This is a genomic window from Pseudazoarcus sp. NS36, from assembly GCF_059703705.1.
The window spans coordinates 222,227-243,934 of the sequence record NZ_BAAKJA010000002.1 but is presented as its reverse complement, the minus strand read 5'-3'; the positions used below and the strand labels follow the sequence as shown (position 1 = coordinate 243,934).

The 21,708-nt window shown below is 62.4% G+C and carries 25 protein-coding genes; 20 read left to right on the top strand and 5 right to left on the bottom strand.

What is annotated here, in order from left to right; translation table 11 throughout:
* The first annotated feature begins 201 nt into the window (after positions 1-201).
* From rpsT to AC6H0R_RS04190, 19 genes are all read left to right on the top strand, one after another.
* Positions 202-468 (top strand): 30S ribosomal protein S20, encoded by a 267-nt coding sequence (gene rpsT, locus AC6H0R_RS04280; protein WP_497572220.1) that lies wholly within the window; start codon positions 202-204, stop codon positions 466-468.
* A gap of 191 nt (positions 469-659) precedes the next feature.
* The gene (locus AC6H0R_RS04275; protein WP_497580099.1) at positions 660-1,832 is read left to right on the top strand and encodes an aspartate aminotransferase family protein; all 1,173 of its coding nucleotides are present in this window, start codon (positions 660-662) and stop codon (positions 1,830-1,832) included.
* 9 nt (positions 1,833-1,841) lie between these two features.
* Positions 1,842-2,765, top strand: coding sequence for an ornithine carbamoyltransferase (gene argF / locus AC6H0R_RS04270; RefSeq protein ID WP_497580098.1), 924 nt, complete (start codon positions 1,842-1,844; stop codon positions 2,763-2,765).
* A 128-nt stretch (positions 2,766-2,893) separates the two neighbouring features.
* Positions 2,894-4,126, top strand: coding sequence for an argininosuccinate synthase (locus AC6H0R_RS04265; protein WP_497580097.1), 1,233 nt, complete (start codon positions 2,894-2,896; stop codon positions 4,124-4,126).
* 24 nt (positions 4,127-4,150) lie between these two features.
* Positions 4,151-4,381 (top strand): DUF2788 domain-containing protein, encoded by a 231-nt coding sequence (locus tag AC6H0R_RS04260; RefSeq protein WP_497572216.1) that lies wholly within the window; start codon positions 4,151-4,153, stop codon positions 4,379-4,381.
* 10 nt (positions 4,382-4,391) lie between these two features.
* A complete protein-coding gene (gene ppnP, locus AC6H0R_RS04255) occupies positions 4,392-4,712 on the top strand; it encodes a pyrimidine/purine nucleoside phosphorylase (protein WP_497580096.1) in 321 nt (106 codons plus the stop codon).
* 21 nt (positions 4,713-4,733) lie between these two features.
* Positions 4,734-5,219: a YajQ family cyclic di-GMP-binding protein gene (locus AC6H0R_RS04250; protein WP_497580095.1), complete on the top strand. Its 486-nt coding sequence runs from the start codon at positions 4,734-4,736 to the stop codon at positions 5,217-5,219.
* Between the two features lie 109 nt (positions 5,220-5,328).
* On the top strand, positions 5,329-5,874 hold the full coding sequence (locus tag AC6H0R_RS04245) for a GspH/FimT family pseudopilin (RefSeq protein ID WP_497580094.1): 546 nt from the start codon (positions 5,329-5,331) through the stop codon (positions 5,872-5,874).
* 106 nt (positions 5,875-5,980) lie between these two features.
* Positions 5,981-6,484: a GspH/FimT family pseudopilin gene (locus tag AC6H0R_RS04240; RefSeq protein ID WP_497580093.1), complete on the top strand. Its 504-nt coding sequence runs from the start codon at positions 5,981-5,983 to the stop codon at positions 6,482-6,484.
* Positions 6,465-6,950 carry a type IV pilus modification protein PilV gene (gene pilV, locus AC6H0R_RS04235; protein ID WP_497580092.1) on the top strand — a complete coding sequence of 162 codons (486 nt, stop codon included), beginning with the start codon at positions 6,465-6,467 and terminating at the stop codon, positions 6,948-6,950. The genes AC6H0R_RS04240 and pilV overlap by 20 nt, the downstream gene beginning before the upstream one ends.
* Positions 6,950-7,993, top strand: a complete 1,044-nt coding sequence (locus AC6H0R_RS04230) for a PilW family protein (RefSeq protein ID WP_497580091.1) — start codon at positions 6,950-6,952, stop codon at positions 7,991-7,993. The genes pilV and AC6H0R_RS04230 overlap by 1 nt, the downstream gene beginning before the upstream one ends.
* On the top strand, positions 7,990-8,562 hold the full coding sequence (locus tag AC6H0R_RS04225) for a pilus assembly PilX family protein (RefSeq protein ID WP_497580090.1): 573 nt from the start codon (positions 7,990-7,992) through the stop codon (positions 8,560-8,562). The genes AC6H0R_RS04230 and AC6H0R_RS04225 overlap by 4 nt, the downstream gene beginning before the upstream one ends.
* A gap of 16 nt (positions 8,563-8,578) precedes the next feature.
* Positions 8,579-11,737: a pilus assembly protein gene (locus AC6H0R_RS04220; protein ID WP_497580089.1), complete on the top strand. Its 3,159-nt coding sequence runs from the start codon at positions 8,579-8,581 to the stop codon at positions 11,735-11,737.
* A gap of 17 nt (positions 11,738-11,754) precedes the next feature.
* Positions 11,755-12,093 carry a hypothetical protein gene (locus tag AC6H0R_RS04215; protein ID WP_497580088.1) on the top strand — a complete coding sequence of 113 codons (339 nt, stop codon included), beginning with the start codon at positions 11,755-11,757 and terminating at the stop codon, positions 12,091-12,093.
* 18 nt (positions 12,094-12,111) lie between these two features.
* Positions 12,112-12,555, top strand: coding sequence for a type IV pilin protein (locus AC6H0R_RS04210; protein WP_497580087.1), 444 nt, complete (start codon positions 12,112-12,114; stop codon positions 12,553-12,555).
* Between the two features lie 91 nt (positions 12,556-12,646).
* On the top strand, positions 12,647-13,321 hold the full coding sequence (locus AC6H0R_RS04205) for a retropepsin-like aspartic protease family protein (protein ID WP_497580086.1): 675 nt from the start codon (positions 12,647-12,649) through the stop codon (positions 13,319-13,321).
* A 64-nt stretch (positions 13,322-13,385) separates the two neighbouring features.
* Positions 13,386-13,994, top strand: a complete 609-nt coding sequence (locus AC6H0R_RS04200; protein ID WP_497580085.1) for a CoA pyrophosphatase — start codon at positions 13,386-13,388, stop codon at positions 13,992-13,994.
* A gap of 74 nt (positions 13,995-14,068) precedes the next feature.
* Positions 14,069-14,995: a CobD/CbiB family protein gene (locus tag AC6H0R_RS04195; protein WP_497580084.1), complete on the top strand. Its 927-nt coding sequence runs from the start codon at positions 14,069-14,071 to the stop codon at positions 14,993-14,995.
* Between the two features lie 18 nt (positions 14,996-15,013).
* Positions 15,014-16,198, top strand: coding sequence for an acetyl-CoA C-acyltransferase family protein (locus AC6H0R_RS04190; RefSeq protein ID WP_497580083.1), 1,185 nt, complete (start codon positions 15,014-15,016; stop codon positions 16,196-16,198).
* A gap of 48 nt (positions 16,199-16,246) precedes the next feature.
* Here AC6H0R_RS04190 and rsgA read toward each other — a convergent pair whose 3' ends face one another.
* Positions 16,247-17,122, bottom strand: a complete 876-nt coding sequence (gene rsgA, locus AC6H0R_RS04185) for a ribosome small subunit-dependent GTPase A (protein ID WP_497580278.1) — start codon at positions 17,120-17,122, stop codon at positions 16,247-16,249.
* A 29-nt stretch (positions 17,123-17,151) separates the two neighbouring features.
* The gene (locus AC6H0R_RS04180) at positions 17,152-17,463 is read right to left on the bottom strand and encodes a c-type cytochrome (RefSeq protein WP_497580082.1); all 312 of its coding nucleotides are present in this window, start codon (positions 17,461-17,463) and stop codon (positions 17,152-17,154) included.
* An 80-nt stretch (positions 17,464-17,543) separates the two neighbouring features.
* Here AC6H0R_RS04180 and orn point away from each other — a divergent pair, with 80 nt between their 5' ends.
* Entirely contained in the window at positions 17,544-18,095 is a 552-nt protein-coding gene (gene orn / locus AC6H0R_RS04175) for an oligoribonuclease (protein ID WP_497580081.1), read from the top strand.
* 6 nt (positions 18,096-18,101) lie between these two features.
* Here the strand turns inward: orn and pgi are convergent, their stop codons facing one another.
* The 3 genes from pgi to rpmE all read right to left on the bottom strand — a co-directional run bounded on the left by pgi (position 18,102) and on the right by rpmE (position 21,692).
* Entirely contained in the window at positions 18,102-19,724 is a 1,623-nt protein-coding gene (gene pgi, locus AC6H0R_RS04170) for a glucose-6-phosphate isomerase (RefSeq protein ID WP_497580080.1), read from the bottom strand.
* Complete coding sequence (locus AC6H0R_RS04165; protein ID WP_497580079.1) at positions 19,717-21,351, bottom strand: ArnT family glycosyltransferase; 1,635 nt, start codon at positions 21,349-21,351, stop codon at positions 19,717-19,719. Before AC6H0R_RS04165 ends, pgi begins: the two co-directional genes overlap by 8 nt.
* 122 nt (positions 21,352-21,473) lie before the next feature.
* Entirely contained in the window at positions 21,474-21,692 is a 219-nt protein-coding gene (gene rpmE, locus AC6H0R_RS04160; protein WP_497580078.1) for a 50S ribosomal protein L31, read from the bottom strand.
* Positions 21,693-21,708: the final 16 nt, after the last annotated feature.

The window sequence follows — 21,708 nt, the reverse complement described above, 5'->3', positions numbered from 1 at the left end:
GATACCGGGGAAGAGTGGGCAGGTTTGCGTCGAGCCGCTGCCGCGCGCTGGATCGACAGGGCTCGTGTGGATTTCCGCGCTACCATGTGGCCTGCCTCAATGGCTGCGGCACTTGCCCGAACGAAACCGCGCCTTGCACATTTGCAGATCACCCGGTAGACTGCCGCGTTTCGTAGAACCTATTACCTCGGAAGAACAAACATGGCCAATTCGGCACAAGCCCGCAAGCGCGCCCGCCAGGCCGTCAAGGCCCGCGGTCACAACATCAGCCTCCGTTCGCGCCTGCGTACCGCCATCAAGGCCGTTCGCAAGGCTGTTGAAGGTGGTGACAAGGCTGCCGCGCAGACGGTGTTCAGCACGTCGATGAGCACCATCGACAGCATCGCTGACAAGAAGATCATCCACAAGAACAAGGCCGCTCGTCACAAGAGCCGCCTGTCGGCCGCCGTCAAGGCGATGGCTGCCTGATCCGTTCCGGATGAAGCGAATGCGGCGGCCAAGGCCGCCGTTTTCGTTTGTGCTGCAGGTACTTGTGCGGGCTTGAGCGCCCGCGTTTCCTGTACTTTCGCGGCGCTTTCGCTTAGTATCTTGCGCTTTCCGACCCACGGCGGCGCCTGCCGCCGTGTGCGTTTCTGGATTGATCCGACCGGGGATTACCGATGTCGCACCTGATGAATACCTACGCCAGGTTGCCGGTGGCGTTTACCCATGGCGAAGGTGTCTGGCTCTTCGATGAGACCGGCAAGCGTTATCTCGATGCGCTGTCCGGCATTGCGGTGTCAACGCTGGGCCACAATCACCCGCGTCTCGTGCGTGCGATCGCCCAGCAGGCGGCGTGCGTGCTGCACACCTCCAATCTCTATCGCATCCCGCTGCAGGAAGAGCTCGCCGATCGTCTGGCGGCGCTGTCCGGCATGGACGAGGTGTTTTTCTGCAATTCCGGCTGCGAGGCCAACGAGGCTGCGATCAAGCTCGCGCGCATGCACGGCCACAAGCGCGAGATCAGCAACCCGACCATCATCGTCATGGAGAGCGCCTTCCACGGCCGCACCCTGGCGACGCTGTCTGCCACCGGCAACCGCAAAGCGCAGGCCGGATTCGAGCCACTGGTTTCGGGTTTCCTGCGTGTGCCGTATCGCGACATCGAAGCCATCCGCAAGGTCGCCGAGCACAATTCGAACGTCGTCGCCGTGATGGTGGAAATGATTCAGGGCGAGGGCGGCGTTCACATTGCCGATGAGACCTTCCAGCGCGACCTGCGCCAGATCTGCGACGAGCGCGGCTGGCTGCTGATCTGCGACGAGGTGCAGTGCGGCATGGGCCGTACCGGCAAGTGGTTCGGCTTCCAGCATGCTGACGTCAAGCCCGATGTGATGACGCTGGCCAAAGGCCTTGGCTCGGGTGTGCCGATTGGCGCCTGCCTGACTTCAGGTCGGGCCAAGGGGCTGTTCGGCCCGGGCAACCACGGCTCGACCTTCGGCGGCAATCCGCTGGCCTGCGCCGCAGCGCTCGAGACCGTTGCGACCATTGAAGACGACGGCTTGATGGCCAGCGCGGTGAAGGTGGGTGACGCCATTCGTTCGGGCATTGCCAAGGCGCTCGACGGCGTTCCCGGGCTGGTCGACATCCGCGGCCGCGGTCTGATGGTCGGTATCGAGCTTGATCGGCCGTGTGGCGAGCTGGTTGGCAAGGCGCTCGACGCCGGCGTGCTGATCAACGTCACCTCCGAGCGCGTGGTGCGGCTGCTCCCTCCGCTGACCTTCAGCGAGCAGGACGCGGCGAAGCTGGTCGAGTTGCTGGCCCCCTTGCTCCGCGACTTTCTGGCGCAGTGATTACAGCCTATGACTGCGCCCCGACATTATCTTCAGTTCCGTGATTTCAGCCGCGAAGAGTACGACCACATCTTCGAACGCACTCGCTGGATCAAGGACAAGTTCAAACGCTACGAGCCGTATCACCCGCTGTTCGATCGCACGCTGGTGATGATCTTCGAGAAGGCCAGCACGCGTACGCGGCTGTCCTTCGAAGCGGGCATGCATCAGCTTGGCGGGTCGGCGATCTATCTGAATACGCGCGACTCGCAACTCGGCCGAGGTGAGCCGGTTGAAGACGCTGCGCAGGTCGTCTCGCGCATGTGTGATGCGGTGATGATCCGCACCTTTGAGCAGGAGATCATCGAGCGCTTTGCCGCGAATTCGCGCGTCCCGGTGATCAACGGCCTGACCAACGAATATCACCCGTGCCAGATCCTGGCCGACATCTTCACCTTCATCGAGCACCGCGGCCCCATTCAGGGCAAGACCGTGGCGTGGATCGGCGACTCGAACAACATGTGCAACACCTGGCTACAGGCGGCTGAGGTGCTGGGTTTCAACGTGCACGTGTCAACTCCGCCGGGCTACGAAGTCGAACCGGAACGTGCGGGCCTTTACGGCACCGACCATTTCGAGGAGTTTGCCGACCCGATGGACGCTTGCCGGGGCGCCGATCTGGTGACCACCGATGTGTGGACGTCGATGGGTTTCGAGGCCGAGAACGAAGAACGCATGAAGGCCTTTGCGGATTGGTGCGTGGATGCCGACATGATGGCGGTGGCCAGGTCGGAGGCGTTGTTCATGCACTGCCTTCCGGCGCACCGTGGCGAAGAAGTGACGGCCGACGTGATCGACGGATCGCATTCGGTGGTGTGGGACGAGGCGGAGAACCGCCTGCACGCACAGAAGGCGCTGATGGAGTTCCTGTTGCTCGGCAAGGTAGAAACCTAGCCGCCGCGCGGCTACAAGTGCAGCGCGTCGGACGGAAGTATCGCGCGGGTTCTCGACGTGGGCTGCGTTGAGCGGGAACGACGAATTCAATCACGGCGCCTTGCGCGCCAAACTGACTGGAAACACAGATGAGCGATGTGAACAAAGTCGTGCTCGCTTACTCGGGCGGGCTGGATACCTCGGTGATCCTGAAATGGCTGCAGGATACCTATGCCTGCGAAGTCGTGACCTTCACGGCCGACCTCGGCCAAGGCGAAGAGCTTGAGCCGGCGCGCACCAAGGCGCTGAAGTTCGGCATCAAGCCCGAGAACATCTTCATCGACGATCTGCGCGAAGAGTTCGTGCGCGACTTCGTGTTTCCGATGTTCCGCGCCAACACCGTCTACGAAGGCGAGTACCTGCTCGGTACCTCGATCGCGCGTCCGCTCATCGCCAAGCGCCAGATCGAGATTGCCAAGGCTAGCGGCGCCAATGCCGTGTCGCACGGCGCGACCGGCAAGGGCAACGACCAGGTGCGTTTCGAGCTCGGTTACTACGCGCTGATGCCCAACGTGAAGGTCATTGCGCCGTGGCGCGAGTGGGACCTGCTGTCGCGCGAGAAGCTGCTGGCCTACGCCGAGAAGCACGGCATTCCGATCGAGATGAAGCACAAACAGGGCGGCTCGCCCTACTCGATGGACGCCAACTTGTTGCACATCTCCTACGAAGGCCGTCACCTCGAGGACCCCGCTGCCGAGGCCGAGGAGTCGATGTGGCGCTGGACGGTGTCGCCGGAAGCAGCGCCGGATGCGGCTGAATACGTTGATCTGGAATTCGAGCGCGGCGATCTGGTGGCCATCAACGGCACGCGCATGAAGGCGCACGAACTGCTCGCCAAGCTCAACGAAATGGGCGGCAAGCACGGCATCGGCAGGCTGGATCTGGTCGAGAACCGCTACGTCGGCATGAAGAGCCGCGGCTGCTACGAGACGCCGGGCGGCACCATCCTGCTCAAGGCCCACCGCGCCATCGAGTCGATCACGCTCGACCGCGAAGTCGCGCATCTGAAGGACGACCTGATGCCACGCTACGCCAGCGTGATCTACAACGGCTACTGGTGGAGCCCCGAGCGCCAGGCGATACAGGCGTTGATCGACCAGACGCAGGGCGTGGTCAATGGCTGGGTGCGCCTGAAACTGTACAAGGGCAACGTCATCGTCACCGGCCGTGATTCGAAGAGCGATTCGCTGTTCGATCCGACCATTGCCACGTTTGAGGACGATGCCGGCGCCTACGATCAGCGTGACGCCCACGGCTTCATCCGCCTGAATGCGCTGCGCATGCGCATTGCCGCCAACGCCAAGACCCGGCGCGGCGGCTGACGGGATATGGGGCGGTAGCAAGGCATGCAGACCCCGCCGACCATCTTCGGCCTGACGGTCGCCGAGTTCGAGGCGATCTCGCTGAAGGTGCTGCTCACCGCCCTGATCCTGTACATGATCTTCATCATTGGCAACCTGGCCTGGAAGTCCAAGGCGGGCAAGTACGGCACGATGTGGATGTTCGTCGCGCTTGGCCTGGGTTTCCTCGGGTTCATCTCCAAGCCTCTCATCCAGCGTTATCTGGGCATCGAGTAAAGGGATCTTCATGAGCATCACCGAAAAATATTCCGGCGTTGAACTGCAGACCGCGGCCAACGTGTATTTCGACGGCAAATGCGTCAGCCACAACTTCATCACCGCGGACGGTAATCACAAGTCGGTCGGTGTCGTCCTGCCGGCCAAGCTGACTTTCGGTACCGGCAAGCCCGAAATCATGGAATGCGTGGCGGGTGGTTGCCGTTACCTGCTCAAGGGCGAGAGCGAGTGGAAGAGCTGCTCGGCGGGCGAGATGTTCAGCATTCCGGGCGACTCGAGCTTCGACATCGAAGTGGATGAGGCCTTTCACTACATCTGCCATTACGGCTGATTGCTGCCTGGGGAGAATGCGATGCCTTCGTTCGATATCACTTCCGAAGTCGACCTCGTCGCGCTGAAGAACGCCGTCGACGGCGCCAACCGCAAGATCACCAACCGCTACGACTTCAAGGGCACCAGCGCCACCATTGAGCAGGCCGACAAACTGCTGACGCTGATCGGCGACAGCGATTTCCAGCTTGAACAGATGATGGCCATCCTGCTGCCCGAGATGACCGGCAAGAAGATCGACGTGCGCTGCCTCGAACACGGCGACGTGCAAAAGGTCGGCGGCTTCAAGGTCAAACAGGAGCTCAAGGTGCGCGTCGGCATCGAGCAGGAAGCCTCGAAGAAGATCGTGCGCATCCTCAAGGACAGCAAGCTCAAGGTCCAGGCCGCCATTCAGGGCGAAGCCGTGCGCGTCTCCGGCGCCAAACGCGACGTCCTGCAGGACGCCATCGCACTGGTGAAGAAGGACGTCACCGACATCCCGCTGCAGTTCGGCAACTTTCGGGACTGAATCCGGAATCGGTATTTTTACGCGGCTCTATTGCCGCTAGGCTGGAGCTTCGGTAAAAAGTATCTAAATTGCATGAATGTGAATTCCTTTGGCATGTCCGGAGGTGTCCATGCATGCTTCGATTCGTTTCCGAGCTCGCGCCTTCAGCTTGATCGAGCTTCTGGTCGCTCTGGCAATATCCGCGATTCTCGTCGGACTTGCGGGGCCAGGTTTTGCCGGCATGGTGCGAGACCAGCGCACGTGGGCCGCCGCCAACGACTTGCATGCCGCTTTGATGCTGACCCGTGCCGAGGCAATTCGCAGCCGTGCGCGCGTGACCTTTTGTCCGTCTCCGGATGGCTTCCAGTGTGTTGTCGGTGGCGCTTGGGAAACCGGGTGGATGGTTTTCGAAGATGGCAATGAAAATGCCCAGAGGGACGCCGACGAACGCGTCATTCGTGTCGGGGGTGGCGCCCATACGGGGGTGATCGCCCGTAGTAACGGAACCATGAGCAATTACGTATCCTATCTTCCTACCGGCGCGGCGCGCTCGGTGGGCGGCGCGTTGCAGATCGGGACCTTCCGGGTTTGTGCCGGAGGTGTGCAAAGATCGTTGGTCATCAACATCGGCGGACGCGTACGCGCCTCGGGTAAGGCCGACTGTGAGCTCGTGTGAGCTTGCAGCTCCCGCCAAACCTCCTTTACGCGCCACTCATCCGCCGCGCTCCGCCGCCTGTCGTATGCTGACGGCCACTGGAAATGGCTTCGGATAGCATGCGCTCATGAGAAAACCGTCTGGCTTCACCCTTATCGAAACGATGGTTGCCATTGCGATCTTCGCAATCATTGCGGGCCTCGCGGCGCCTTCCTTCGTCGAGATGTTGCGCCGCAACCGTATTGCGGTGGCAAGCAACGAGCTTCTGGTCGCATTGCAGTTGGCGCGTTCCGAGGCCATCAAGCATCGCCGTCAATTGATTGTCTGCGCGCGGAATGCGGCTGGGACGGCATGCGTCAACAACGGCAATTGGGCGGGCGGTTGGCTGGTTGGTTCGGCGGTGGGGAACAACAACGCGCTTGACGTGAACGATGCAGTAGATGTCATTCGGGTTTGGGATGAGCCGCGTGGCGGCTTGGCTGTTGCGGGGCCCGCAGCCGGAATCGTATTCGAGCCCGATGGCCGCCGGGAGGCCGCCGCGGATGCGGCCATTGCGATCTCGGACGCCGGGGTTATACGCAATGTGACGGTTTCGCCGACAGGGCGGGCCCGTGCTGATAGCGGATATTGAAGTGCGGGAGAAGTGGATGTCAGCTCATACACGGAGCCATGCAGCGTCGGGACGAGTGGGTCGGCAAAAGGGCTCGACCCTGCTCGAAGTGCTTGTATCCATCGTCATCATTGCTTTTGGCCTGCTCGGCTTGGCTGGCTTGCAGACTACGTCGGTCAAGAGCAATCACAGTGCATATCAGCGATCGCAGGCCACTTTGCTGGCCTATGACCTCGCCGACCGCATGCGCGCCTCGCGTGACAACGCCCTGGGTGGAGATTACGACGACGGCAGCGCGGCGATCGAGCGCACTACTTGGGATCAGTCCATCGTCCGCGCGCTGGGCGGCGGAGCTGCCGGGTTGGTGGTGCGCAATGGTGCTTTTGTGACCATCACGATCAGCTGGAACGACAACCGCGGGCGCATCCGGCAGGGCAACGCCGCGGACATCGCCGCTCAGAATTTTGTTTACGAGACGGAGATCTGATGGTGGTCGCCCGTAAATCCTCCCAACTGGGTCTGACCATCATCGAGCTGATGGTGGGCCTTCTCCTCGGGTTGTTCCTGCTCGGGGGCGTGCTGCACATTTATATGGGCAGCAGCCAGACTTACCGCAGTACGGAAGCCTTGTCGCGAATTCAGGAAAGCGGCCGCTTCGCGCTCGACTTCCTGTCCGACGATCTTCGCCGTGCAGGGTCCCAAGGGGACTGTCTGAAGTCGGTCGAAGTCAAGAATCACCTCGATACGGGACACGCCTCCTACAGCGATGAACTGTTTGACTTGAGCGAAGGTTTGATCGGCTGGGAAGGCGTGAGCGGTGGTTTTGCTGGCAATACATACCGCCCGGGCACCGATGTGGTGTTGGTCAAGCATGCTGGCGTGGCTGCAGTTCTGAACGTAAGTGGTACGAGTCAGGCGCAGGCTGGCGCGATCACCGTGGTTGGGAATACAGGTATTCGTCAGGGGCAGATCATCCTGATTTCCGATCCGGAAGGCTGCGATCTGTTCCAGAACGCCGCGAACGAGAACGCCAGTGCTTTGAACCGTGGCAGTGCTGGGGCTTATGAGCCCGGCAACCTGTTGCCCTTCGAAGATCTCAGTCATGCGTACACAAATGATGTACGCATCACGGAAGTGCGCGCCAACGTGTATTACGTGGGCACGGGGGCCGGCGGTGCCCCTTCGCTGTTTCGGGCACCTTACGGCCGACCGGGCCAGCCTGAAGAGCTGGTGGAAGGCATCGTCGACATGCAGCTGTGTTACGGCGTCGACGCCAACATGGACGGCACGGCCGAAAACTACGTGCAGGCCAATGCTGTCGCCAGCTGGATGGAAGTCGTTGCGGTGCGCGTGACGCTGGTGGCGATGAGCCCGGAAGCCCGAGTGGCCACTGAAGTCCCGACCGTGCAGTACGCGGGCTGCGACGGCGCGCTCGTCAATCGCGGCGTCGCCGACTACCCCGAATTCGCACAGCGCCCGCTGACGCGGGTGTTCACCACCACCGTTGCCTTGCGGAACAAGCTGCTATGAAACGTCCGATTGCCCCCGCTCCCGCTCGTCAGACCGGCACCGTTCTGCTGGTCGCGCTGATCATGCTGCTGGTGATGAGCCTGCTCGGGGTGAACAGTTTGCGTGGAACCTCATTGGAAGAACGCATGGCCGGCAACTGGCGTGACCAGAACCTTGCCCTGCAGGCCGCCGAGGCCGCGCTGCGTGCTGGTGAGAATCTGATTGCGCCAGGCGTGGCGCTGCCCGAATTTGACGATTTCCCGTGCGCCATGGGTGAGACCTGCACGGTGTACCAGTTTGATGAGTCCAACCCTTCTGCCAGTTTGCTGACTTCGCGCGTCGCGGCCTCGATGGAGCAATGGGCCGACAACGCCCTGACCTACGATGACGATGTGGCGATCCAGGGGGTGAGCGAGCAGCCGCGGTTCCTTGTGGAGCACCGGCTGCACGTCCGTGACAGCCTCGTGGTGGGTACCGGGGCGGCCAATGAAACCGGCCGGCACGTGTATCTCGTCACCGCTCGTGGGGTTGGGCAGACGGCGGAAACTGTCCGCGTGCTGCAGACGCAGTACGCCAAGCGATACAACTGAGGTCCAGGACATGAACATGCACAAGCTTGCCCAGGGTATCCGGATAGGGTTCGCTGCGTCGGCGCTCGCGGCATCTGCCGCGCATGCCGGTCCGCTGGCGTTATCCGAAGCACCGCTTACGGTTTCTGCCACGATCGATCCCAACGTCATGCTGCTGGTCGACAACTCCGGGAGTATGGAGGCAATCATCTGGCACGATGATTTTGAGCCGGAAGGAAGTTACGGCGCCTGGCAGTATCGCAACGGCAACAACTGGAGCAATTTGGCTAACGCTACCAACTACACGCCCAGCAATCTGGGCCGGGATAGTTGCTCCACCAATTACAGCCGTTTCAGGCGCAATACCGGCGGCAATAATTATGAGTACAAGTGCTTGAGACTTCCCGCCCCCAACGGTACTGGCAGTACCCGGTATATCGGGCGGTATTTGCGTTTTCTGCTGGACCGTTTTGCCAATAACACCGACCTGCGCGGCGGGCAGATCCCGAACGACTACCGGATGAACGTAGCGCGGGAAGTTGCGAAGGATCTTGTGCTGAATACGCCGGGCATGCGCTTTGGGCTAAGCCACTTCAACAACAACGAAGGCGGGCGCATTGCGGCGGTGTGTGGCACCGACAGTGCGACGATCACGAGCTCCATCGATGCGCTGACGGCGGAGACGTGGACGCCGCTGGGCGAGAGCCTGTACGAGATCACGCGGTATTTCCGCGGCATGCAAAGTTATTTCAACAGCGGTACCTACACCAGCCCGATCCAGTACCGCTGCCAGAAGAATTTTACGGTCGTCATCACCGACGGTCTGCCCACCTATGACGGCACTTACCCGAACAATGATCCGGACGATCCGAACGGCTTGTTGCCGAACTGGGACGGCGTCGCCAACGACGGCCCCGGAGGCAATAGCCAAACCGAAGGGGATGCGCTCTATCTGGACGATATTGCCAAATTCGGGTACGACATCGACATGCGCAAGGGCGGCAATGATCTGGCCGGTGAGAGTTTCGATGACCCGCGGCACGCCAAGCAGAACATGTTCACCTACACCATCGGCTTTACGGTGCAGAACGAGATGCTTGAGGATGCGGCGGAGTACGGCGACGGCCTGTATCTGACCGCGAACAACGCCGAAGAACTGAAGGAAAAGCTCGGTGAGGCGCTGGCCAGCATTCAAGCGCGCCTTGGGGCGTCGTCTTCGGCGGCGACCTCTGGCGGTTCTGTTCAGGTTGGCGCCAGCGTCTACCAGGCCCGTCTGAACAGCGGGAATTGGACCGGGCAGTTGCTGTCGTTCGAGGTGGACACTGACCGCAACAGTCCGTCGTTCGGCGATGTGCTGCGTGATGGCACGGGACCGGACGGCTCGAAATGGGACGCCGGCAGCAAGATCCCGAGTTGGAGTTCGCGCTCCATCATCACCAACACCACCGGAGGTGTCGGACGGCCGTTCCGCTGGGCAAACATGACCACAGCAGAACGCACCAGCCACTTCGATTCGACCGAAGCGCTGCTCGAATACCTGCGCGGTCGCTCGGTCACGGGGTATCGCAGCCGTCCCAGTATGCTCGGCGATATCGTCAATTCCGCGCCGCAGTTTGTCGGTCCGCCCAGCGCGCTGTATCCGCCGTCGCTGGAATCGGCCTCTTACCTCGACTTCAAGAAGAACAACGCCAGTCGGACATCGATGGTTTATGTCGGCGCCAACGATGGCATGTTGCACGGCTTCGATGCCCAGACCGGGGTGGAGCGTCTGGCCTACGTTCCGGGCAGTCTTCTCGGCCGGCTGAAGGTGTTGGCTGACCCGGACTACAACGACACCCACCGTTTCTTCGTGGACGGCAGTCCGACGGTGGTCGACGCCTTTATCAACGGCAGTTGGCGCAGCATCCTGGTCGGAGGCTTGAACCGCGGAGGTCAGGCGGTTTATGCGCTGGATGTGACCAATCCGGCTGCGTTCTCGGAGGCCAATGCCTCGTCGGTCTTCCTGTGGGAGTTCACGGACGCAAACGACGCTGACCTCGGCTACACCTACAGTCAGCCGGCCATCGTAAAACTGCAAAATGGCACCTGGGCGGCGGTGTTCGGCAACGGTTACAACAACACCATTAACGACGGTAACGTTAGCTCCTCCGGCAACGCGGTGTTGTACATCGTGAACTTGCAGACCGGGGCCTTGATCAAGAAAATCAGTACCGGCGTTGGCATGGCTCAGGATCCGACCGGGCAAAACCGGCCGAACGGCCTGGCCTCGGTGGCGCCGGTGGATGTTGATGGCGATTACATGGTCGACCACATCTACGCCGGCGATCTCTTCGGCAACATGTGGCGGTTCGATCTTTCCGGTAACAGCATCGGATCGTGGAGCCTGCATTACAAGTTGTTCGAGGCCTGCGCCGGCAACACCTGCACCGCGTCGAACCGTCAGCCCATCACTAGCCGACCGACGGTGATCCGCCATCCGAGCAAATCTGGCGAGATTGTGCTGTTCGGCACTGGCAAGTATCTGGAGCAGACGGACAACATTTCGCTCAATGGTGGCGTGCAGTCCTTCTACGCGATCTGGGATGACGGAAGGAGTACGGGGGGCAGTTCCAAGCCGGTGTCACGCAACACGCTGCAGCAGCAGACCATCGTCTTCCAGGGGCCGGTCAACTTCCAGACGCCCGGGGGCACTGTTACCGAAGAATTGCGTGTGACGAGCACGCAGGCGGTGAACTGGGAGACCCAGGGGGGGTGGTTCCTGAATCTTTTGCCACCGCAGGGATTCGAGGGAGAGCGCCAGATCACCAACCCCCTCGTACGTAACGGCAAGGTCATTTTCACGACAATGATTCCGTCGAACTCCAGCGACCCTTGCGCGCCAGCCGGCACTAGCTGGCTGATGGAGCTGGATGCGGCCAGGGGGGCGCGCCTCGAGTACGCGCCCTTTGATCTGACGGGTGACGGCAAATTCACCACCGATGACTTCGTGACGATCATCGTGGACGGCCAGCCGGTGCGTGTGCCGCCCAGTGGTCGCAAGTTTGAGGGCGGCAATGCCCAGACTCCCGCCGTGATGGGGGATCCGCGTGGTACGACGGAGTTCAAGTACGTGTCGACGTCCGAAGGACTCGAAGTGATTGTCGAGAACCAGGGACGCTTTGCGACCGGTCGCCAGAGCTGGATCGAGCTCTACTGATGGACGGAGGACGGAGCATGAAGAAGTACATCCGCGGAGTGTTGGCGGTCCTGTGTTGTGCCTTAACTCTGGGTTCTGGGACTGCGCTGGGGCAGACGAGCGAGGCTCGTGCGCGTGTCGCGGTGACGGACATGCCTGTTGTTATCGGACAGGTCGATCCGGTGCTGCGGGAGGTGATCATAGACGGCCATCGCTTCAGGATGTCCGCCGGTGTGGCCGTGCGTTACCCGCTCGGGGAGGTTCGCTATGGCCCCGAGGCGCTGCAATCCGGTATGCAGGTACGGCTCAATGGCGTGCTGCCGGTGTCTGCTCGGGATGTGGGTGAAATCCGCGGTTTGACGGTTGTTCCCCACTGAGCAGAGAGGATGCACGAGATGATGAACAGTCTGTGCAGTGCGCGTATTGTGAAACAGTGGGGTTTTACGCTGGTCGAGTTGATGATCGTGGTAGTTATCGTCGGCATCCTGGCGGGTATTGCCTACCCTTCCTACTTAGAGCACATCCGCAACAGTCGCCGTGCCGACGCACAATCGGTTTTGATGGAGTTGGCGCAGTTCATGGAGCGTCGTTTCACCACCACCGGCAGCTACAGTGCGGCCGCTTGCGGCGATGTTGTGCTGCCTTTCACTCAAGCGCCACGGGACGGTGCAGAGGTGTTCTACAACGTCAACGTGGTATGCACTCCGACGACTTTCACGTTGACGGCCGTCCCTGCGGGCGCGATGCTCGGAGATGGCTGCGGCAACTTCACGCTGACAAGTACCGGGGCTCGGGCACGCACCGGTACCTTGCCGGTCGATCGTTGCTGGCGGCGCTGAAGGTGTCGTAACAGCTTCTCAGGCTGGGTGTCTTCATGCGCCCGGCTTTTGTCTGATGATTTTTGGTCATGAAAGCGTATCGGAGGGCGTCATGACTGACGTGAAGGCTTTTCGCGCGATGCGTCGGTGCATGTGGAGCGTGTTGGTCGCTCTGATGCTAGCGCTACCTGTTTGCGCAGCCGATGTCGCTCTCGCGGGGGTTATTGGCAAGAAGGCGATTCTGGTGGTCAACGGCGGTCAGCCGCAGATGCTGGCGCTCGGGCAGACGTCCCGTGACGGCGTGCGCCTGCTAGAGATCGAACCCACGAGAGATGTGGCCATCGTCGAAATCGATGGTGTCCGGCAGCGTCTGGAACTGGGGCGAGGAGCCGTTCGGGTGGCCGGAACGACGCCCAGTCAGGTCGTACTGACGCTGTTTTCTGACAGCAAGGGGCATTATTTCTCCGAGGGCAGCATCAATGGTGCCGGCGTGCGCTTCCTCGTCGATACCGGAGCAACCTCCATTGCTATCGGTATGGCGGATGCGCGGCGTGCGCGGATCGATTTTGCCAAGGCTCCGCGCATCACGGTACAGACCGCCAGCGGGTCAAGCGTGGCCTGGCGTGTGCGCTTAGATGAGGTCAAGGTCGGCCCGCTCGTGATGTACGGCGTAGACGGGTTGGTAATGGCGAATGATTTGCCGGTTGCCTTGCTCGGCATGAGTTTTCTATCGCGCACTGAGCTGCAGCGTGATGGTGACCGCATGTTGTTGCGCAAGCGATACTGAGCGTAGCTCTGATTGTCGCCCGCACTATACTGTTTGGCGTCTCAGTTCTGCATTGAGTTTTCGGATGAAAGTTGTAGTTGGTGAGCGCGACCACGTCTTAAGACGCTTGCGCGAGGGCTTCGGTCGTTCGTATGTGACTGAGTCCATCGTCGAGCTCGGCGCTGAGCCGTCCCCTTCCCACATTGCTGCAGCCGTACTCGTTCCTCTGATCGTGCGTGAAGAAGGGCTGTCGGTGTTGCTGACGCGGCGTTCTGAGCGACTCCATCATCATCCCGGCCAGGTCTGCTTTCCGGGCGGGCGCATTGAGGCGAGCGACGCGTCGCCGACGATGGCGGCAATCCGCGAGACGGAGGAGGAGGTCGGGCTGGGCGCCGACCGGCTGGAGATTCTGGGGCAGCTGCCCGAGTATTTCTCGCGTACCGGTTTCCGGGTGACGCCGGTGGTGGCGCTGGTGCATCCGCCGTTCGAGCTCACACTGGATGCCTTCGAGGTGGCTGAGTCCTTTGAGGTGCCGTTCGGGTTTCTGATGGATGAGTCGAATCATCTTGAGATGGATACCGAATATCAGGGGCGTCCACGTCGCGTGGTTGCAATGCCATATGGCGACTACAACATCTGGGGCACGACGGCGGCGATCCTCGTTTCGTTGCACCGCTTCCTGCGCCAGACGTGACGGAGCGCGCGGGCTAGTGTAGTGCTTTTGTGTTATGTTGCCTGCCGTAGCTGCACTGCAACAATGGCACTGCAATGACCCTTTTTGCGCTGATCCTGGCCCTGATTCTCGAGCAGGTGCGACCGCTGCAGCAGCATGCGGCGGTAGACGACTTGCTGGGGCGCGTGTGTGTCCGCGCCGGGGAGTTGTACGACGATGGTAGCTATGCCAACGGTCGTCTTGCGTGGTTGCTGGTGGTTGTTCTGAGTGGTGTGTTCACGCTGCTTGCGCATTTCCTTTTGCTTGCCCTCCATCCGGTTCTGGCCTTCGTGTTTGGCGCGGGCTTGCTGTACCTCGCGTTGGGATTTCGGCGCGAGGAGGGCATGTTTACCGATATTCAACGTGCGCTCGTCGATGACGACCTCTCGACGGCGGTACGCCGTCTGGGCGACTGGACCGGGCGAGACCATTCCGGCGCAGGCCCCGAGGAGCTCGCCCGTGTTGCGTCGGAGCACGCGTTGCTCACGGCCCATCAGGGCCTCTACGGTGTGCTGTTCTGGTTTGTCGTGCTGCCCGGGCCTGCCGGTGTGGTGGTGTACCGACTTGCACGCCTTTTCCGGGAGCGCTGCAACGGACGGCAGCATGAAACGGATTCGGCCTTCGGTGCTTTCGGCCGACAGGCCTGGGAGGTGCTGGATGCGGTCCCGGCGCGCATCACGGCGGTGGCTTTTTCAGTGATCGGAAATTTCGAGGATGCGCTGTTTTGCTGGCGCACTCAGGCGGGGCTGTGGACGGATCGTGCTGCCGGCATCGTGCTGTCCGCAGGGGGCGGAGCATTGGGGCTGCGTTTGGGAATGCCGGCCAATGAGGACGGGCGCGTGGTGGATCGGCCTGAACTGGGGCTCGGGGTTGCGGTCGATGTTGACCAGATGCCGCGGGTGGCACGCATGGTCTGGCGGGTGCTGGTGCTGTATGTGTTGGTTCTGGCCTTGCTGGCAATCGCCGGCTGGGTTGGGCATTGAACGAACTGGGGGTGTGAGATGGCGATTCGCGATGTAGTGGTACTGAGTGCCGTGCGGTCTGCAATCGGAACGTTCGGCGGGGGTTTGAGTTCAATCGAGCCGGCGGAGCTGGCCGGGATGGTGATGAAGGAGGCGATCGCCCGTTCCGGGGCTGATCCGCAGCTGATCAACTACGTCACGGTCGGCAACTGCATCCCCACTGAAACGCGCTATGCCTACGTGGCGCGCGTGGCCGCGATCCAGGCCGGCCTGCCGGCGGATTCGGTGGCGATGGCGGTCAATCGCTTGTGTTCGTCGGGGCTGCAGGGCATCGTGTCGACATCCCAGGCGATCATGCTTGGAGATTGTGATTACGGCGTGGGTGGTGGCGTCGAGGTGATGTCGCGCGGCGCCTATCTGGCCCCGGCGATGCGCAGTGGCGCACGCATGGGCGACACCAGCATGGTGGACGCCATGGTGTCGGTGCTGACCGATCCGTTCGGGGTCGGTCACATGGGCATCACGGCCGAGAATCTGGCCGAGAAGTGGGGCATTGCGCGCGAAGAGCAGGATGCCTTTGCAGCCGAGTCGCACCGTCGCGCCGGTCAGGCGATTGCCGAGGGGCGCTTCAAGGACCAGATCGTGCCGATCGTGCTCAAGTCGCGCAAGGGCGAAACGGTGTTCGACTCCGACGAGCACTGCAAGCCCGAAACGACCGTCGATACCCTTGCCAGAATGCGCCCGGCCTTCAAGAAGGATGGCACGGTCACCGCCGGTAACGCCTCCGGCATCAATGATGGCGCAGCCTTTCTGGTGCTGGCCGCGGCCGATGCCGCGGCGAAAGCGGGCTACAAGCCCATGGCGCGCGTAGTGGCCTATGCCGTGGCCGGCGTGCCGAACGAGATCATGGGTGAGGGGCCGATTCCGGCGACCAAAATCGTGTTGCAGCGAGCGGGTCTGTCACTCGATCAGATAGATGTCATCGAATCCAACGAGGCTTTTGCGGTGCAGGCACTGACCGTGATCAAGGGGCTGGGCCTCGATCCGGCCAAGACCAACCCCAATGGTGGCGCTGTGGCGCTGGGTCATCCGGTTGGCGCCACCGGCGCGGCCATTGCCACCAAGGCCATTCACGAACTGCATCGCGTCCAGGGTCGCTATGCGCTGGTTACGCTGTGCATCGGTGGTGGTCAGGGTCTGTCGGTGATTTTCGAGCGGATGTAATACGGACGAAGCACCAGATAGGGCCCGCAGATGCGGGCCTTTTTACGTTTACCAGCCGCGCGCCTGACGCCCGGCGCTTTCGATTTCGGCGCGGATGGTATGGAAGTGCTCGAAGCGCAGGCGGTCGATATGGCCGCGCTCCACCGCTGCGATCAGGGCACAGCCGGGTTCCTGGTCGTGCCGGCAGTCGCGGAAGCGGCAGTTACCCAGATGCGGCCGGAACTCGACGAAGGCTTCGAGCAACTCCTCTGCGCCGACGTGGGCCAGCCCGAAGGCCTGCATGCCCGGGCTGTCGATCAGCCAGCCGCCTTCGAACGGGTAGGCGCGCGCGAAGGTCGTGGTGTGCTTGCCCGAGTCGAGCACGGTGGATATTTCAGCCGTTGCAGCCTGCGCCTCGGGAATCAATGCGTTGGTGATGGTGGATTTGCCCATGCCGGACTGTCCGACGAGGATGCTGCGCTGGTCCGCAAGATGCGCTGCCAGCGGGGCAACGCCTGACAGGGCATTGAGTTCTACGATCGGATAGCCCAGGCGAGCGAACGGCGACAGCATGTCGCGTGCCGGTGCCAGCTTATCGGTCAGGTCGCACTTGTTGAGCACGATCAGCGTGCCCATGCCCTGGGTTTCCGCCGCGACGATACAGCGCGACACCAGCAGCGGCGAGAAGCCCGGTTCGGTGGCCACCACCACGGCGATCTGCGTGAGGTTGGCGGCGATGAGCTTTTCGCGAAAAGCGTCCGAACGCCACAGCAGGTTGTGGCGCTCATGCAGCTCGGCAATCACGCCCTGGCCGGGTGAGGTCTGTTCGATATCGACTTCGTCGCCGCAAGCATAGACGCTCTTCTTGCCGCGCGGCACGCACTTGAAGGTGGCGCCATCCTCACCCAAAACCTCGTAGTTACGTCCAAAGGACGCGACCACCATGCCCGCGAATCGGGCGCCGTCGCCGCGACTCACTCGAACCTGTAGTAAAGCTTGTTGAGGTAGGCGGCGATGTCGCGCTCGTCCTCCGGGAACAGGCCAAGATTCAGCATCGTGGTACAGGCGGTGAGTTGTTGCAGCAGGCTGTCGGGGCTGGTGACGCGGCGGTCGGCGCGGGTGTAGATGTCCGAGCCATCCTTTCCGCCGAACTTGCTGGCGTGACAGGCGACGCACTGGTCGGCATGGATTTCCGAGCCGGCTTCGATGTTGGCGCCCTGAAACGGATCGGCAAGGGCAGGGCCGGCGGCAAACAGGCCGGCGAAGACGAGATTGCGGATGTTCATGTGACCTCCCGAGGGCGGTGGACGGGCCGCGATGTGTGACACAATCCGGGCCTCGTCATTGCGGATGGAGCGCGTCGATTATGGCACAGGACAACAATCGCCTGATCTGGCTGGATATGGAAATGACCGGTCTGGAGCCGGATCGCGACCGCATCCTTGAAATTGCCGTGGTGATTACCGATGCCAACCTCGAAACCGTGGTCGAGGCGCCGGTGATGGTGGTGCATCAGCCCGATGCCGTGCTGGATGGAATGGACGAGTGGAACACTCGCACGCACGGGCAATCAGGGCTCACCGCGCGAGTGCGCGCTGCGACTGGAAGTGAGGCCGAGGTCGAGGCGCGCATGCTCGATTTCATCCGTCAGCACGTGCCGGAGCGCGCCTCACCGATGTGCGGCAACTCGATCTGCCAGGATCGCCGCTTCATGGCACGCTACATGCCGACGCTCGAAGCGTGGTTTCACTACCGCAACCTCGATGTGTCCACGCTCAAGGAGCTGGCACGCCGCTGGCGGCCGGACGTCATCGAGAGCTTCACCAAGAGTGGCAAGCACGAAGCGCTGTCAGACATCTACGAGTCGATTGCCGAGCTGCGTCACTACCGCGAGCACTTCCTGCGCATGCAGGCCTGAAAACGCTCAATCCGCGTCGCGCATGCCTGCGATCACCGCCAGCAGCGAGGCGGTGGACGGGTGTGCTACACCGCCGTCGGGCGCCGAAAGCTTGCGCGCCATCTCCTTGCCCAGCTCCACGCCGTACTGGTCGAAGCTGTTGATACCCCAGATCCAGCCCTGCACGAAAGTCTTGTGCTCATACAGCGCCAGCAACTGGCCCAGGCTGTGCGGCGTGAGCCCCGGCAGCAGCAAGGTGGTCGAGGGCTGATTGCCAGGACAGAAAAGGTGCGGGGCGAGCCGATCTGCCTCGGCCGGGGTGTGGCCGCTGGCGAGCAGATGCGCCCGCGCCGTGGGTATGTCACGCCCGGCCATGAGCGCTTCGGACTGCGCCAGCGCGTTTTCGTACAGGGCGCGTGAGCGCTCGTCATGCGCCATGATCGGGACGATGAAATCAGCTGCGACCGGCCGCGTGCCCTGGTATAGCAACTGATGGAAGGCGTGCTGGCCCACGGTGCCGGCATGCCCGAACACGACAGCCGAAGTCTGAATGTCCGTGGTCGTGCCGTCACAGCGGCATTGCTTGCCGTTGCTCTCCATTTCCAGTTGCTGCAGCCACGCAGGGAAACTGCGCAGGCCGTGTGCGTAGGGCAGCGCCGCAAAATCTCCCGTAGCGAGGAAGTTGCTGTTCCAGATGCCGGTCAGCCCGAGCATGACCGGCAGATTGTGCGCCAGGGGGGCGTTGTGGAAATGCTCGTCGATCGAGCGTGCGCCGGCCAGCATGGCGTCAAAACCAGCCTCGCCGATGGCGATCAATACCGGCAGGCCGACGGCCGACCACACCGAGAAGCGACCACCGACCCAGGCCGGCACCGAGAATACGCGCTCAGCCGCAATGCCAAATTCGGTGGCAAGGTCTGCGCGGTTGCTGACCGCGGCAAAGTGCGGAACGGTATCCGTGTCGGCACCGAGGCCGGCGCGTAGCCAGGCCCTCGCTGCGCGCGCATTGGCCAGTGTTTCGAGTGTCGAGAAGCTCTTCGACGAGACGATGAACAGCGTCGTGGCCGGATCGGCGTCGCACAGCGCGGCATCAAGTTCCAGCGGGTCGATGTTGGCGACGAAGCTGACCCGGAGAGATGCGCTGCCGGCCTGGGCAAGCGCCTCGCAGACCATGCGCGGGCCCAGGTCTGAGCCGCCGATGCCGAGGTTGATGACGTGGCGTATGCGCTCTCCGCTGCTGCCGCGTGCGTGGCCTTCGCGGATGGCGTTGGCGAAGGCGCGCAGACGCTGATTGCTCTCCTGCAGCGCAGGCAGGTCCGCTTCCGGTGTGCGGGCGCCGCCGCGCAAGGCCATGTGCAGGGCGGCACGATCTTCCGTGAAATTCACGTGCTCGCCACCGAACAGGGCGGCGATGCCGCGCGGCAGCGAGGCCTGTTCGGCCAGTTCAAGCAGGCTGCGGAGGGCGGCCGCATCGATGCGTTGTTTCGAGAGATCGACGAACAGACCGTCGTGCTCGAGACTGAACACTTCGGGGCGTTGCGGGTCGGCCTCGAACAGCGTGGCGATGCGCGCTCCGGCCAGGCGGCCCGCATGCGATTGCAGCGTGGCCCAGGCGGGCAGGGTAGACGGAGTGGCGTGGCGTTCAGTCACGGCGATAGAGGGTAAAGACTTCGAGTCGTTTGCCGCCAGCGTGACGATGACGCCAGACCGGCAGCCATTCCGGTGATGGAGCGGCAATCACCTCGTCGTCGTGCACAAGCAGATAGCGGCAGCTGGTTTCATTGTCACGCGTCTTGGCCGGACGCAGGCCCAGATAGTAGTCCAGCACTGCACGCTGAGTGGTTCCGAGATGTGTCGTCGCGACGCACGACGGCTGTTCCTGTGTCAGCGCCAGACGCAAGGATTCGGCCATTGGCCGGTAGTTGCGGGTGTTGTCGACCCACGGCAGCAGCAGCGTGACCATCAGGCACCACAGCATGGTCATGCCCAGCGCCCAGTTGGTCGAGGCACGGTCGGCCGTGCGCGGCAGCCGCCACACCAGCAATACCCATAGCAGCATGATCACGATGCCGAGCGTGGCTTGCAGGGCGGTCCCGCTCGGCATGAATTCCGGTGCCATGCGCTCCAGGCTGCGCGCGAGCCCGGGAGGCCATTCGAAGATCTGTGCCGTCCAGGCCAGCCAGACGAGCAGCGCAAAGATTCCGAAGGTCATCAGCGCAAACCAGTCGAAGGCATTTGCCGCGCCGCGACGCATGGTCGGTACGCCACCGGCGGCGAGCAAGACGAGCGCCGGAACGATTGGCAGCATGGCTTCTGCGCTGAGACTGCCGCCGAGGATGACCCACAGCAGCGCGACGGCGGTTGCCACCAGCGGCAGCAGCCACGGCAGGCGTCTGGCCTGTCGGCGCGCGCGCCACAGTGCCCATAGTGCGATCGGCCACAGTGGCCAGGTGAACCAACCGAGCATTTCCGCAAGGCGCGGCAGATCGGCACGCGCCAGCGGATCGCCGGACAGGTCGACCCAGGCGCGCGTCCACCACAGATCCAGCAGTTCCGGTTGTGTCGCGCCAAGTGCAATGGGCCACAGGGCGCAGCCGCCTACGGCAATGCTCAGCCCGGCGATCAAGGCACCGCTGGAGCGCGGTGTGCGCAGTTCCGCGACGGCCACTGCAACCAGGGCCAGCAGCGGAAGGGTCAGCAGTACGCCGGCAAAGCCGGCCGTAAGGAAGGCCAGGGCAACGCCGAGGCCGGCTTGCACGCTGCCTTTGAGGGGCTGGGTCGGAATCAGGGCAAGTCCGGCCAAGGTCATGGCCTGTAGCGCCATCAGCGTGATCATTGGCTGGTTTTCGTGCACATGCACGGCCAGGCCAAGCGTGCCAATGGTGAGCAGGGCTGCTGCTGCACGGGTGTGTCGACCGTACAGTCTGGACGCCGTGCGGGTGATCCACAGCGTCGCCAGCGCGGCGGCGAACGGCGTGGCCATGCGTGCCGCATCGTGCAGCGGCAACAGCCAGCCCAGCGCGGTGGCAAACAGCGCGGACAACCAGTAGTGGAAGGGGCCGAAGCCGGGCAGCGGTTCGCCGGCAACGGTCGGGAGCAGCCACCATTCGCCCTGCAGCAGTGCATGGACTGCTGCGAAATGCTCGACGTCCGATCCGCGCCAGGGTTCGTGCCCGATGGCGCCCGGAAGCAGATAGACCAGAACCAGCAAGGTCAGACCGGTGGCGCCGTAGAGATGGCGTTCGAGCGCGGAGCGTGGCAGGGACCGGTCGTGCATTGATGGGTGCTGTGGCGTGTTCGGTGAAACCCTGATTCTAGCGGTGTTGGGCGGTCAAATGCCGAATGCAAAAGAAAAGGGGCAGCCTGAGCTGCCCCTTTTTCGGATATCCGGCGCTGCGATCAGCCGAGGCGCTGGACGTTGCCGTATTTCTGACGGAAGCGCTCGACGCGACCGGCGGTGTCGACGATTTTCTGTTTGCCGGTGTAGAACGGGTGGCAAGCGGAGCAGACTTCCACCTGGATCGTCGGCTTGGCGCTCGTCGAACGCGTGGTGAAGTTGTTACCGCAGGAACAATTCACCTGCACATCGGCGTATTTCGGGTGGATGTCGGCTTTCATCGTGAAATCCTTGGGG

Bases quoted from the DNA above. Each gene is read 5' to 3' on its own strand.
- AC6H0R_RS04250 (WP_497580095.1), top strand. From the start codon at position 4,734: ATGCCTTCGTTCGATATCACTTCCGAAGTCGACCTCGTCGCGCTGAAG.
- AC6H0R_RS04275 (WP_497580099.1), top strand. From the start codon at position 660: ATGTCGCACCTGATGAATACCTACGCCAGGTTGCCGGTGGCGTTTACC.
- AC6H0R_RS04165 (WP_497580079.1), bottom strand. From the start codon at position 21,351: ATGCACGACCGGTCCCTGCCACGCTCCGCGCTCGAACGCCATCTCTAC.
- argF (WP_497580098.1), top strand. From the start codon at position 1,842: ATGACTGCGCCCCGACATTATCTTCAGTTCCGTGATTTCAGCCGCGAA.
- AC6H0R_RS04230 (WP_497580091.1), top strand. From the start codon at position 6,950: ATGGTGGTCGCCCGTAAATCCTCCCAACTGGGTCTGACCATCATCGAG.
- rpsT (WP_497572220.1), top strand. From the start codon at position 202: ATGGCCAATTCGGCACAAGCCCGCAAGCGCGCCCGCCAGGCCGTCAAG.
- rsgA (WP_497580278.1), bottom strand. From the start codon at position 17,122: ATGGTGGTCGCGTCCTTTGGACGTAACTACGAGGTTTTGGGTGAGGAT.
- AC6H0R_RS04220 (WP_497580089.1), top strand. From the start codon at position 8,579: ATGCACAAGCTTGCCCAGGGTATCCGGATAGGGTTCGCTGCGTCGGCG.
- AC6H0R_RS04225 (WP_497580090.1), top strand. From the start codon at position 7,990: ATGAAACGTCCGATTGCCCCCGCTCCCGCTCGTCAGACCGGCACCGTT.
- AC6H0R_RS04240 (WP_497580093.1), top strand. From the start codon at position 5,981: ATGAGAAAACCGTCTGGCTTCACCCTTATCGAAACGATGGTTGCCATT.
- AC6H0R_RS04205 (WP_497580086.1), top strand. From the start codon at position 12,647: ATGACTGACGTGAAGGCTTTTCGCGCGATGCGTCGGTGCATGTGGAGC.
- AC6H0R_RS04265 (WP_497580097.1), top strand. From the start codon at position 2,894: ATGAGCGATGTGAACAAAGTCGTGCTCGCTTACTCGGGCGGGCTGGAT.
- rpmE (WP_497580078.1), bottom strand. From the start codon at position 21,692: ATGAAAGCCGACATCCACCCGAAATACGCCGATGTGCAGGTGAATTGT.
- AC6H0R_RS04190 (WP_497580083.1), top strand. From the start codon at position 15,014: ATGGCGATTCGCGATGTAGTGGTACTGAGTGCCGTGCGGTCTGCAATC.
- AC6H0R_RS04210 (WP_497580087.1), top strand. From the start codon at position 12,112: ATGATGAACAGTCTGTGCAGTGCGCGTATTGTGAAACAGTGGGGTTTT.
- orn (WP_497580081.1), top strand. From the start codon at position 17,544: ATGGCACAGGACAACAATCGCCTGATCTGGCTGGATATGGAAATGACC.
- AC6H0R_RS04200 (WP_497580085.1), top strand. From the start codon at position 13,386: ATGAAAGTTGTAGTTGGTGAGCGCGACCACGTCTTAAGACGCTTGCGC.
- AC6H0R_RS04180 (WP_497580082.1), bottom strand. From the start codon at position 17,463: ATGAACATCCGCAATCTCGTCTTCGCCGGCCTGTTTGCCGCCGGCCCT.
- ppnP (WP_497580096.1), top strand. From the start codon at position 4,392: ATGAGCATCACCGAAAAATATTCCGGCGTTGAACTGCAGACCGCGGCC.
- AC6H0R_RS04245 (WP_497580094.1), top strand. From the start codon at position 5,329: ATGCATGCTTCGATTCGTTTCCGAGCTCGCGCCTTCAGCTTGATCGAG.
- AC6H0R_RS04195 (WP_497580084.1), top strand. From the start codon at position 14,069: ATGACCCTTTTTGCGCTGATCCTGGCCCTGATTCTCGAGCAGGTGCGA.
- AC6H0R_RS04260 (WP_497572216.1), top strand. From the start codon at position 4,151: ATGCAGACCCCGCCGACCATCTTCGGCCTGACGGTCGCCGAGTTCGAG.
- AC6H0R_RS04215 (WP_497580088.1), top strand. From the start codon at position 11,755: ATGAAGAAGTACATCCGCGGAGTGTTGGCGGTCCTGTGTTGTGCCTTA.